General features: G+C 57.7%; 9 protein-coding genes and 1 pseudogene. 5 read left to right on the forward strand and 5 right to left on the reverse strand.

The genetic code is table 11. The annotated features are described in order from the left end of the window. Positions 1 to 11: 11 nt before the first annotated feature. The 4 genes from yedA to GHN92_RS17365 form a co-directional block, all read right to left on the reverse strand. Positions 12 to 902 (reverse strand): drug/metabolite exporter YedA, encoded by an 891-nt coding sequence (gene yedA, locus GHN92_RS17350; protein WP_094999398.1) that lies wholly within the window; start codon positions 900 to 902, stop codon positions 12 to 14. Positions 903 to 1045: 143 nt separating this feature from the next. Continuing rightward, positions 1046 to 1657 carry a PolC-type DNA polymerase III gene (locus GHN92_RS17355; RefSeq protein WP_095018408.1) on the reverse strand — a complete coding sequence of 204 codons (612 nt, stop codon included), beginning with the start codon at positions 1655 to 1657 and terminating at the stop codon, positions 1046 to 1048. A 28-nt stretch (positions 1658 to 1685) separates the two neighbouring features. Then, on the reverse strand, positions 1686 to 2162 hold the full coding sequence (locus GHN92_RS17360; RefSeq protein WP_094999400.1) for an NYN domain-containing protein: 477 nt from the start codon (positions 2160 to 2162) through the stop codon (positions 1686 to 1688). A gap of 124 nt (positions 2163 to 2286) precedes the next feature. Beyond that, positions 2287 to 2955 (reverse strand): DUF2076 domain-containing protein, encoded by a 669-nt coding sequence (locus GHN92_RS17365; protein WP_094999401.1) that lies wholly within the window; start codon positions 2953 to 2955, stop codon positions 2287 to 2289. A gap of 175 nt (positions 2956 to 3130) precedes the next feature. On the opposite strand from GHN92_RS17365, the gene GHN92_RS17370 reads away from it, so the two are divergent. From GHN92_RS17370 to GHN92_RS17380, 3 genes are all read left to right on the forward strand, one after another. Then, positions 3131 to 3790, forward strand: coding sequence for a YciC family protein (locus tag GHN92_RS17370; RefSeq protein WP_095018409.1), 660 nt, complete (start codon positions 3131 to 3133; stop codon positions 3788 to 3790). 91 nt (positions 3791 to 3881) lie between these two features. Then, positions 3882 to 4964 carry an endonuclease/exonuclease/phosphatase family protein gene (locus GHN92_RS17375; RefSeq protein WP_153380658.1) on the forward strand — a complete coding sequence of 361 codons (1083 nt, stop codon included), beginning with the start codon at positions 3882 to 3884 and terminating at the stop codon, positions 4962 to 4964. A 183-nt stretch (positions 4965 to 5147) separates the two neighbouring features. Beyond that, positions 5148 to 6593: an aldehyde dehydrogenase family protein gene (locus tag GHN92_RS17380; protein WP_153380660.1), complete on the forward strand. Its 1446-nt coding sequence runs from the start codon at positions 5148 to 5150 to the stop codon at positions 6591 to 6593. 103 nt (positions 6594 to 6696) lie between these two features. Here the strand turns inward: GHN92_RS17380 and hrpB are convergent. After that, positions 6697 to 8835, reverse strand: a pseudogene (hrpB, locus tag GHN92_RS17385) (ATP-dependent helicase HrpB); the annotation flags it as partial. Positions 8836 to 8923: 88 nt separating this feature from the next. On the opposite strand from hrpB, the gene GHN92_RS17390 reads away from it, so the two are divergent. Next, on the forward strand, positions 8924 to 11197 hold the full coding sequence (locus GHN92_RS17390) for a hypothetical protein (RefSeq protein WP_016779321.1): 2274 nt from the start codon (positions 8924 to 8926) through the stop codon (positions 11195 to 11197). Beyond that, positions 11184 to 12221, forward strand: coding sequence for a hypothetical protein (locus tag GHN92_RS17395; protein WP_178102641.1), 1038 nt, complete (start codon positions 11184 to 11186; stop codon positions 12219 to 12221). Before GHN92_RS17390 ends, GHN92_RS17395 begins: the two co-directional genes overlap by 14 nt. Positions 12222 to 12293 lie beyond the last annotated feature (72 nt).

Consider the following 12293-nt stretch of genomic DNA (forward strand, 5'->3'; position numbering starts at 1 on the left):
TTTACCCTAATTCAGGCCGGTTTCTGCTTGCGCCACTGTGGCAAACCGATCAACACCACCGCACTGATGATGACCGCCATGGCCAGGCACTCCTCAAAACCGATGCTCTCGCCGGCAAAGGCAATCCCCAGCATGACCGCCACCGCCGGATTGACGTAGGCATAGCTGGTGGCCGCCGCCGGACGCACATTCTTAAGCAGGTACATATAGGCGCTGAAGGCGATGATCGAGCCGAAGAACACCAGATACAGCAGCGCACCCCAGCCTGCAGCGGTGGGCATTTGAGTCATGCGCTCGCCACTGAGCAGGCTGCCCGCCAGCAATACGGCACCGGCGGTGAGCATTTCAGCAGCGCTGGCCATTGGCCCGGCTGGCAGTGGCAAGTGGCGGCTCCACACCGAACCAAAGGCCCAGGCCGCGGCGGCAAAGATCACCATCGCCGCGCCCATTGGACTGGCCTGCAGGTTGGAGCCCAGGTTGAGCATGCCGATGCCGATCAGCCCCAGGACAATCCCGGCCCATTCCAGGCGGGTGTTGCGGTTGCCCCAGAAGTAACCAAACAGCAGGGTGAACAGGGGCACGGTGGCTACGGCCAGGGCGGCGACGCCGGAAGCTACGCCCGAGTGTTCGGCCAGGGTCACACCGCCGTTGCCGCACGCCAGCAACAGAAAGCCGATCATGGCTGCCGAACGCCATTGCACGGCAGTGGGTGCGGGGGCACCGCGCCAGCGCATAAAGCCATACATCAGGCTGCCCGCAATCAGGAAGCGCACACCAGCCATCATCAACGGCGGCCAGGACTCAATACCGATGCGGATAGCCAGATAAGTCGAGCCCCAAATGATGTACAAGGCAAAAAAAGCACCGATCAGTTGTAGCGGAAAACGACGTGCGGCAGGCATGAAGGCAGCTCAAGGGCAGAGGCAGGGGACTGGAGAGTTTAGACAGGGCGCCGGGAAATAATAAGTAACAGAACGCACCAAAAGGGGCCGTACACTTTTCGATGGAGATCAAATAGCCCTCTCCCAAAGGGAGAGGGTCGCTTTTAAAACCCGCGATACCGCTTGAGATGCTCATTGATCTTCGCCGCCGGGACTTTCTGCAAGCTGCACAACAGGTCGTGGTTCAATTCACGTAACCCGTGCTTCTGGCGCAGTTGCTCAGCCAGGTGAGCCGTCAAGTTGGCCGCCATTTCCGCATCGGCCATGGCCCGGTGAGCTTTGCCGGTGTGGGGCAAGTCGGCAAAGGTGGTCAGCGTGCCCAGCTTGTGGTTAGGCGCCGCAGGCATCAGGCGACGCGCCAGCAACAATGAACAGGCGAAGTTCTGTAAACGGGTGCGCTTGATGCGGCCCATTTCAAAATCCCAGAACTTTTGGTCAAACGCAGCATTGTGCGCGAGCAACGGGGTAATGCCGACGAACTCGTTGACCTCGTTCATCACCTGCTCAGCCGACGGCGCGGTGCGCAACATGGCGTTGCTGATGCCGGTCAACTGCTCGATAAACCCAGGCACCCGCACACCGGCATTCATCAGGCTTTGATAACGCTCGACAATGCGACCGCGCTCAAGAATCACCACGGCAATTTCAGTGGCCCGGCAGGTGCTGCTCGGGGAGATGCCGGTGGTCTCAAAGTCAATTACCGCGATGCGTTCCAAACCTGGTCAATCCTGTAAAAAATAAGGGTTACTTAAGCAGCAAATTGCCTTCAATCGGCACATAGCGGCTGGCAGCGCGAATCAATGAGTTGGCCGTCAGACCGGGCACACCGTAGGCCACGGTTTCAACCCCATGCTTGCTGGCAATACGCTCCAGGAGCAGGTCGAAATCACCGTCACCCGAGGCCAGTACCACTTCGTCGACATTGGCTGCCGAGTCCATGATATCGATGGTAATGCCCACATCCCAGTCGCCCTTGGCCGAGCCATCGCTGCGCTGGATATAGGGTTTGAGTTTTACGATAAAACCGAGGTTGCGCAGGATCTGCTGAAACTGCTGCTGCTTGCTGTCACCCCGGTCAATCGCATAGGCATAGGCTTCGACAATTTCACCGCGCTTGCTGATATCAGCCCACAGGGCGGCGTAATTGAAATGGCAGCCATAGGCCTGGCGAACCGTGTAATAAAGGTTCTGCACATCCGCGAAGACCGCAATTTTTTTCACCGGCAAACCTCATGGCGCCCGGGCAGCGGGCACGCGACTGAAAAACAAGGCTGCAGTATGCCAGCCTGCCGGGGGTTTGCGCGGATAAACCGCCCGGCGTGCAATAAGGCACCGGGCGATGGACTCAAACGTAGGAGTCGTCGTCAGAAAAGAAGCCATCATCGTCCAGGCCGACGTCTTCAATTCCCGAGCCGCTATTGGCGTACTGCTGGTTGCCGCTGCCCCAGCCAGCGTCGCTGACAGAACCTGGTTGCTCGATGATTTCCTCGACAATCTGCGGCTGCTGATTGTGGTGGAACAGGCTACTGATGCCTTGCGCCAGCATCACGCCGCCCGCCACACCCGCTGCCGTTTTCAGGGCTCCGCCCAAAAAGCCGCTGCCCAATGCTGGGGCCGGCGCCGCTGCTGCTGGTTGAGGGGCCACGACAGGAGCCGCTGCCGGGCCATCACGCCAACCCCCGGTGCCCGACGTTGGGCCGGGCGTGGGAGCCGATACCCGATCGCCACCGCCAAAAAGTCCCGACAAAAAGCTCCCCCCAGATGGCGCAGGTGCCGCAGCAGCCTTCGCCTGAGCCAGTTCTGCCTGCAATTGCTTGTTCTGCTGGTCGAGTTGCTTGAGCGCAGCCTCTTGCACCAGCAGCGCCTGAGCCATGTAGTACGTTGCCGCAGGCTGACGCGCCAGATGTTCATTGATCCGCGCCTGGGCCTGGGCATCGCGCGGGGCTGATCCTGCCTCGGCCTGCTGCAACCGTGTAAACAACCCGTCAATCAGGCTTTGCTCTTCGCTGTTCATGACAACCTCTTTCGATTGCAGATAGAAACCTGCCCCTTGCATTACGCAGAAGCTCAAACGCGTTATTGGGGCACTACAACCCGTTTCAACAGCATCAGGCCTGCGTGAACTTTTGTTCATCTTGGCGTCTCATCGGTTAAAGTGACGCACCGCTCTTGACTGCTGACAACTGCCAATGAATCCGCTGACTGTTCTTCGCGACTCCCTGTACTTCTTCCAGCGCAATCTGAGCCAGATCGTGACGCTGTGCCTGCCGCTGGTCATCCTTGAAGCTGTGCTGCAGCACATTGTCGACAACGCCGCAGGCCCGGATGCATCGCCCGGTTATGGCCTGGTTGTCGGACTGCTGCTGTACCCTCTGTACACCGCCGCCCTGATCCTGTTTCTCGATGCCCGCAGCCAGGGCGAAAGCCCGCGCAACCGCGACCTGCTGGCCTCGGCGGTTAATCTTTGGCCCAAATTCGCCCTGCTGTCGGCAATCAGCACGCTGCTGATCGTGCTGGGGCTGTCGATGTTTTTTATTCCGGGCATTTTCCTCACCGTGGTACTGGCCTTCTCCGAGTACCGACTGGTATTGCGTGGTGATGCTCCGCTGGCGGCCATGAAGTCGAGCTTCACCCTGACCCGCGGGCATTTCTGGCGGATTTTCGTCTGCATACTGGCCGTACTGGGCCCGCTGATGTTGCTCAAGGAATTCAGTTACACCCTGTTTTCCAAGGACGACAACACACTGCTAACGCTGGCACTCGATAGCGCCAACAGCTTCTTGCAGTTGTTTGTTTCCGTCGTACTGTTTCGTTTATTTATGTTGATCAGCGAAAAGTCAGAACTATAAAAACAGAAATTTCCTACACAAAGAACCTTGGAAGGCCGCACTGCCGTCGGGTATGTTCGAGCCTTCCCTGTAACGTTATTAAGTCGAGCTCATGTCACGTTTATTACGCCGCACCGCATCAGGTTTGCTGCTGATCTCAGCGCTGCTGGCATGTCTGGTTTATAGCGTTACATGGCGGCCCGGTGCCCGCGAGGTGCTGCCCCTGACGTGCCCTGGCAGCGCCCCGGTGCTGGTGCCAGGCCAGGCGCTCAAGGTAATGACGTGGAACATCCAGTACCTGGCCGGCAAGCGCTATGTGTTCTGGTACAACCTGGCTGACGGCAGCGGCCCTGACACCCGCCCCACCCGGGAAGACATGGCCTTCAGCCTTGATGAGGTAGCGCGGGTCATACGTGACGAACGCCCGGATCTCGTGCTGTTGCAGGAAGTCGATGACAACGCCAAGGCCAGCGATTACCAGAACCAGTTGGCCCTGCTGCAAGAACGCCTGATCGACCTCTACCCCTGCAGCACCCAGGCCTTTACCTGGAAGGCCGACTTTGTGCCCGACTGGCATATTTTCGGCAGTGTCGGGCGCTCTCTGGTCACCCTCAGCCGCTTCCAGATCGAACACGCAGAACGTCTGCAATTGCCCCAGGCCGATACCAACTTTCTCAGCCGTCAGTTCCAGCCCAGGCCCGCGCTGCTGGTCAACTACCTGCCGCTCAATGATGGCGGGCAACTGGCAGCAATCAATACACAACTGGATGCGCCCTCCGCCAACAACAGCAACCTGCGCCTGCAAATGCAGACTGTCGCCGAACTGGCCGACAAGCTGGAAGGCCAGGGCACGCCGTGGTTGATCGGCGGGGACTTCAACCTGCTGCCCATCGGCCAGTACTTGCGCCTGCCCGAGCCATTGCGCCAGGGCTACTCGCAAGACAGCGAGTTGCACCTGCTCTGGGAAAAGTACCCGATGATCCCCAGCAACCCTGAAGCTACCGGCATCGACCGCGAACTGTGGCTGACCCACTTTCCCAATCTCCCCGACGCGGACGAGCCCGACCGTACGCTCGACTACCTCTTCCACAGCCCCAAGCTGCAGCGCATCGAAGGCTATGTGCGCCAGGAAGACACCCAGACCATCTCCGACCACCTGCCGGTGCTGGCCCGATTGCTGCTGCCTGCAGACTGACCCTGTGGGAGCGAGCCTGCTCGCGAATACAGTCTTCGCGAGCAGGCTCGCTCCCACAGTTGAAACCCAATCAGACGGTTCCCTCCCTCGCTCAGTTTCGCCGCGCCGATTGTTTTTGCCTGAAGTCGTACGATGACGTATAACTACAGGAAATCGATGCCTGTCCACGTGTGGAGAAATTTGATGACTGGTTCAAAGCGTTTCGACAATTACATCGGTGGCGAGTGGGTAACAGCCACTGAATACAGCACCAATATCAACCCCTCCGACCTGAGCGATGTGATTGGCGAATATGCCAAGGCTGACGTCGCCCAGGTCCAGACTGCCATTGATGCGGCACGGGCTGCGTTCCCTGCCTGGTCGACCTCCGGCATCCAGGCGCGCAGCGATGCGCTGGACAAGGTCGGCAGCGAAATCCTCGCCCGCAAGCAAGAACTGGGCACCCTGCTGGCTCGCGAAGAAGGCAAGACCCTGCCCGAAGCCATCGGTGAAGTGAGCCGTGCCGGCAATATCTTCAAGTTTTTCGCCGGTGAATGCCTGCGCCTGTCGGGCGATTACCTGCCTTCGGTGCGCCCCGGTGTGCATGTGGAGGTCACCCGTGAAGCTCTGGGCGTGGTTGGCCTGATCACGCCATGGAACTTCCCCATCGCCATCCCCGCCTGGAAGATCGCCCCGGCCCTGGCCTATGGCAACTGTGTAGTGTTCAAGCCGGCCGATCTGGTACCGGGTTGCGCCTGGGCACTGGCCGAGATCATTGCTCGCGCAGGCTTCCCGGCAGGCGTGTTCAACCTGGTGATGGGCAGCGGCCGCGTGGTCGGCGACGCTATCGTCAACAGCCCGCAATTGGACGGTATAAGCTTTACCGGCTCGGTGAGCGTCGGTCGCCAGATCGCCATCAGCTGTGTGTCGCGCCAGGCCAAGGTGCAGCTGGAAATGGGCGGTAAAAACCCACAGCTCATCCTCGACGATGCCGACCTCAAGCAAGCGGTCGAACTGGCGGTGCAGAGTGCGTTTTACTCCACCGGCCAGCGTTGCACCGCCTCCAGCCGCCTGATTGTTACCGCGGGCATCCACGACAAATTCGTCGAGGCGATGGCCGAGCGCATGCGTTCGATCAAGGTCGGGCATGCCTTGCAGGCCGGGATTGATATCGGCCCGGTGGTGTCCCGAGCGCAGCTCGACCAGGATTTGGGTTACATCGACATCGCCCGCAACGAAGGCGCCCGCCTGGTTGCCGGAGGCAGCCTGGTGACCTGCGATACCGAGGGTTATTTCCTGGCCCCGGCCCTGTTTGCCGACAGCACGGCCGACATGCGCATCAGCCGCGAAGAAGTGTTCGGCCCGGTGGCCAATATCATCAAGGTTGCAGACTACGAAGCCGCCCTGGCGATGGCCAATGACACCGAGTTTGGCTTGTCGGCGGGTATTGCCACGACCTCGCTCAAATATGCCAATCACTTCAAGCGTCATTCCCAGGCAGGGATGGTGATGGTCAACCTGCCCACGGCGGGGGTGGATTACCACGTGCCGTTTGGCGGGCGCAAAGGCTCGTCCTATGGCTCGCGCGAGCAGGGCCGCTATGCGCAAGAATTCTACACCGTGGTCAAGACCAGCTATATCGGGTCGTGAAGCTCTACTCACCGCGTTGATGCCATCGCGAGCAAGTCCGCTCCCACAAGAACTGCGCAATTTTTGTGGGAGCGGGCTTGCTCGCGATGCGTACGCCCGGTCGCTACGGCTTCCGCGGCTTGATCCGCGCCGTGGCTTCGGCCACCAGCGGATCATCGGGCCAGTAATGCTTGGGGTAGCGCCCCTTCAAATCTTTTTTCACTTCGGCATAGGTACTTCGCCAGAAGTTGGCCAGATCCTGGGTTACTTGCACCGGACGCCTTGCCGGAGAAAGCAGGTGCAACTTGACCACCTGGCGCCCGGCCGCAATACGCGGGGTGTCCGCCAGCCCAAACAACTCTTGCAGGCGCACCGCCAGAATCGGCGGGTGTTCGCTGTAGTCCAGCCGCACCGAAGACCCTGAAGGCACCTTGATATGGTGGGGCGCCAGTTCGTCCAGGCGCTGGGGCAGCGGCCATTTGAGCATGTTATGCACAATGCTCGACAGGTCGAGGCTGGCAAAGTGACTGAGCCGCGACACACGCCCCAGATACGGCCCCAACCAGTCTTCAAGCCCGGCCAGCAAGGCGGCATCGCTGACGTCGGGCCATTCACTGTGCCCCTGGATCTGCAGGTCCAGTTGACGCAACAACGCTACCCGCGCCTGCCACTGGCGCAGCTCGGGCGTCCACGGCAACAGCTCCAGCCCCTTGCGTCGCACCAGATTGATCAGCGCTTGCGTACGGGCCGCTTCGTCGAGCCCGGTCAATGGCTCGCGACTGAGGACCAGCTCGCCGACCTTGCGCTGGCGCTCGGCACGCAGCACGCCCTCGCGCTCATCCCAGTCCAGTTGATCAACAACGCTGACCTGCTCGCTCAAGACACCCTCGAGCAAGGCAGGATCAAACTCAGCCGCCAGATAAATGCGTTCTTCACGTTGCCCCTGACGGCTGCCCAAATCGGCGATGACCAGCCAGGGCTGTTTCATCAGGCCATCCACTTCGCTGAACAACGCCGCACGGCCATTGGCCAGACGATATTCCGCCCCACCAGGTTTACGCTGTTGGGCGACCCGATCGGGGTAGGCCAGCGCCAGCAAGGCACCCAGCCAGCGCGGGTGGTCGGGGTCGGCGACCGGCTGCCTGGCCTTGCCACGCAAGTACCCGCGATACTGCCGGGCCAGTTGTTTGGCCCGCTGCACACCGCCCTGCCCGCCCCGTGCGGCGCGGCTTTCGCCTGACAGCAGGGCCAGCCGGCTATGCAGGTCCGCTCCGACGCCGCGCAGGATATCGCGCTCCCCCAACAACGCCGCGATATCACAGGCCATGTCGGCCAGCCCAAGGTCCTGACCGCGCAACAATAGATGGGCAATCCGCGGATGTGCAGGCAGTTCAGCCATCGCTTCGCCGTGGGGGGTGAGTTTTGCTCCGTGCAAGGCACCCAGCCGATCGAGCAATTGTCGGGCCTGTGCATAACTGGCCGAGGGCGGCATATCGAGCCAGATCAGTTGCTCGGGAGTGACACCCCAGCGTGCCAGTTGCAGCGCCAACCCGGCCAGATCAGCCTGCAGGATCTCCGCACTGCCATAGGCCGCCAACTGCGCGTGCTGGTCCTCGGACCACAGCCGATAACACACACCCGGTTCCAGACGCCCGGCGCGGCCGGCGCGCTGGGTGGCACTGGCGCGGGAAATGCGCTGGGTATCAAGGCGGGTCATGCCGCTGCCCGGGTCAAACCGCGGAACTCGCGCCAGCCCGGCATCGATCACCACACGCACGCCGTCGATAGTCAGGCTGGTCTCGGCAATATTGGTGGCCAGCACCACCTTGCGCAGGCCTTTTGGCGCAGGCTCGATGGCCGCACGCTGGGCCGTCAGATCCAGTTCTCCATGCAAAGGGCACAGCAGAATATCGCTGCGCGAACCCAGCGCGTCGGCCAATTGCTGATTGACCCGGCGAATCTCCGCCTGCCCGGGCAGGAACACCAGCAGACTGCCGCTTTCATCGTTGATGGCATCGAGTACGGTCTGCACCACTCGCGGCTCGATAAACTCACCGGGCACAAACGGCCGCCCCCAGCGCATCGCCACCGGGTACATGCGGCCCTCACTGCGCAAGATCGGCGCATCGTCGAGAATGCTCGCCAGCCGTTCGCCCTCAAGAGTGGCGGACATCAGCAGAATTTTCAGCGGCTGTTCATCCCGAAACAGCTCACGTCCATTGAGGCTCAAGGCCAACGCCAGATCGGCATCCAGACTACGCTCTGCAAGTTTGCTGATTTGACACATTGTCAAATACTTAAAATCCGCTACATTTTAAGGACAAATCCAGCCTTCAAGGGTAAATAAAACCGTGACAATCATCAAAAGTAAAGGCTACGTCACCCACTACCCGCTGCAGGCCATTGATGAAGAGCTGGCATACAAGCTGCTGATGTCTCCGACCACACTTGATAGACACAATAGTAATGCTCTGCAGCTTTTCGACTGTCACTGTCACTGCTTGGGCGAGTACCTCAGCCTGACCAACCTTGATGGTGAAAAACTCACGTGGCTGGTCGAAAGCTTTCTTGGAAGCCTTCACGTTGGCGACATAGCTGTGCTTGAAGAGTACATAGTTCGTCAACGATCAATTGCTGTTACTGAGATGATTTCTGGTCTGGTCGACCTTGTTCCAGGCCTGCAGCCAGTGATCTGGTCTCGTGCCCGGCTGCCTCACTTTGAACAGACATGGCAAGAGAGCAAGCACAAGCTAGACCCGGAGATCGTCTCCTTCTGGAGTGGGTGGAAGGTCAAGGCCAAGAAAGGAAAATCGGTTTATCTCAAGCTAGTTGCGATGTATCACTCGCACGGCCCTGAGTTCACCAAAGCTTTCCATGAAGCGATCAGACGCGACTCTTTGAAGCGCGCCAAAGTGGCGAGCGGGATGATCAATAAGCTCGCCAAATACATATCTGAGCAAAGCTTTCGTTTCCCTCCGGCAGCTTTCCAGTCACCGGAGATGATGGAAGACTTTTTCGAGCACTATTTCTGGCACTACCAGAACATTGAGTACGAGCGCAACGAAGACCCAGAACTCAATGCTCGCACTTTCAGAACTATGCGAAACCTGATCATAAGATGCTTCCTCAAAACCGATGTTTGGTCGGCTGACGAAGACGCAATAGTTTTGCCTGCAGGGAAGAGTAAGGCTGGCTCCGAGCTCAACATCAAGAAGAACAAGCATGGCATTGAGATCAAAGACAAACTTCTGACAGAAGTACCCGTGCATGTCACGGACATCCAGGCAATCGACCTCCTTTATGGAGAGATTACCAGTGATCTGTCGTGCATCGAAAAATGGGGGCTATCAGAGGCGTTGGCAATTCGCAAAGCGCAACGAATTCGAGTCAGAGAAGCTGGGGACGGCATGCTTCTGGAGCGTGTTGTCCGCAACCCCCAAAATCGCCTTAACTTCGAAAAGCTAGGCTTCGCAAATATTTGTCGCACCTTCGAAGACGAAGGCATGTGCACAACGAATGATGCGCGTCGTCGTTACGGAATAAGGCTTCCGGCGCTAGCACTAAAACTTGGCCTACCCACAACCTACAGCTTACTGCCGTTTCAGTGCTTACTCACTCTATACCACCCGGAAATTACCACTACCTTCATGGACGACTTGGTGATTTGGGACGGCCCAAAAAGGGTTTCGTTCTTGAAGACTGACAAGGGCTATGAACTTATTGGATTTAAGGATAGGCGCGGGAGTAAGAACTCCGAACAGAAAATCCTGCTGCACCCCAAGGCTGCTGCGCTCGTTCGTATGGTAGAAGAGATCACGGAGCCACTTCGCCAATACCTTAAAAAGCAAGGCGATCCGACTTGGCAAAAACTTTTTTTAACGTGCGGAAGAAGCTTCAACTATCCGAAAACTGCTGACAGCAACATTCTAAATCGAACGGCAGTCGATAAGAACGCTTTTAGGCGCGAAGTTTTCATTGCGCGGCTATCGCCCCACACCGTGAAAAGAGGCGACGACTTGGTGGACTTTATCAAGAAGCTCTCGATAACCAGGGTTCGCGCTCAGTCAGCCGTGGCTGATTACATTCAAAATCATAGCCTGCCAAGACTTGCCAGAAAGCTTGGTCACGCCCACATGAACAGAGACCTGTTGGATTCCTACCTGCCCACCGCGATCTATGACTTCTTCGCGACCAGGTATGTGCGTATTTTCCAGAAGGGAATCATCTGCGAAGCCATGAAAGACAGTAAATACCTACTTCGTGCTTCCAAGTTTGACGATTTCGACCAAATGCACGAGTTTTTGAGCCGGTACACACTCAAGGAGGTTCCGGAGAACCTCAAAACCAGGGAAGAAAATCGCTTGGCCAATGGTGAGATTGTAGAGGTGGGTGTCTCCGTGTCTGCTGAAAGCATGACCGCGCTGATGTCCATCAGAAAAGCCATCAATCTCAGCAAGACGCCACACGCTGTTCGAGGGCTGGCCAAATACTGGGCTGCGGTTTGCGATACGGTCGAGAAGTACATCCTCAAAAGTCGCGACAAACTCCTGCACGCTCATTTGGAAATCGCCTCCAAAAATTGCAACCCCAGCGCCTACGAGAGCATGATCCATGCAGTATCCTGAACACCTCGCTCATTTCGCCAGCCTGTTCAAGAAACGCGACATATCACACTTCATGTCGGCTCCGTGGCTTGTCTCAAGCTTCAGGGATCCTGTGTGGAAATACAATTTTGGTTTCAAGACCGACCAAGACCTGGATTGGAGTGTTCACCTGTATGACGGTTCGTTATTAACGGATCCACAGCACGTCAAATTACTCAACTCGTTGCAATGCTGGCTGATAGCAGCGACTCAAAATTCAGCTGGGCCAGGCTTCACCAATAGCTGGGCCTCACAGGCGGCATCTTTTCGACGAACGCTCACGCTCATTGACCATATCCTTCAAGGCGCCGAAGCCTTGGAGCTGGTCGAGCATGGCCTGAGCGCGCTTACCTATGACGTGATGTGTGACATCATCGAGCAGGTCGGGACTAGTAGCTACGTCGCTGTGAGTACCTACGATTGGAACAATCGTCTCGCGAACTACTGCATTTCGCTTCTGGAGGAAACTAGCCCAGCGGCCATTGATAAATGCCTGGAGGATTACCCTTCCATCTCCGACATAACACCTCTTCAGCTCGAAGAGAACGTGCTTGATATCCCTCTGGAGCTGATCCCGCGTGTAAGAGCCGCGCTTTATATCAACAAGATGTACCACACCCATCCAAATGGTGGAGTGAACGTCAACTCAGTATGGGTCAGTGCACAACTATACAACGATACTTTAGCTGGAAAAAGGCGACTCAAGCCCCTGCATAGCATATTAGGTTTCATTTGGCGTAATGATCGCTTTATTCGTGAGGTCGATGGCGCCCCGGTCACCAACGGCAACCCAGACCGCATGACCAAGCGAGACTTGGTCTTGTACCGCACCGCCTTTACCATCTTACAAAAGATCTCTGCCCTAGATTTTCCACTCCCTACCCCAGAAGATCTTAGAGAGATTGCAACCTATAAAGTAACAGGGGCGGCGATGGGCCGTTTTAAAAATGTCCCAACCCCAATCATTTTCAAGGCGATCAAAGATGGCATTGAGTTCCACTTGTAGTGGTCAACTAATCCCGGACACGACGTTAAGTTTTTCTTCGGCCCGAGCTGGCGCCAGCCCACCGTTGAATTG

It is taken from the genome of Pseudomonas sp. FSL R10-2964 (genome assembly GCF_009600035.1).
Lineage (GTDB): Bacteria > Pseudomonadota > Gammaproteobacteria > Pseudomonadales > Pseudomonadaceae > Aquipseudomonas > Aquipseudomonas bubulae.

Coding starts and splice junctions, on each gene's coding strand:
- yedA (WP_094999398.1), bottom strand. CDS start 902: ATGCCTGCCGCACGTCGTTTTCCGCTACAACTGATCGGTGCTTTTTTT.
- GHN92_RS17365 (WP_094999401.1), bottom strand. CDS start 2,955: ATGAACAGCGAAGAGCAAAGCCTGATTGACGGGTTGTTTACACGGTTG.
- GHN92_RS17370 (WP_095018409.1), top strand. CDS start 3,131: ATGAATCCGCTGACTGTTCTTCGCGACTCCCTGTACTTCTTCCAGCGC.
- GHN92_RS17375 (WP_153380658.1), top strand. CDS start 3,882: ATGTCACGTTTATTACGCCGCACCGCATCAGGTTTGCTGCTGATCTCA.
- GHN92_RS17380 (WP_153380660.1), top strand. CDS start 5,148: ATGACTGGTTCAAAGCGTTTCGACAATTACATCGGTGGCGAGTGGGTA.
- GHN92_RS17395 (WP_178102641.1), top strand. CDS start 11,184: ATGCAGTATCCTGAACACCTCGCTCATTTCGCCAGCCTGTTCAAGAAA.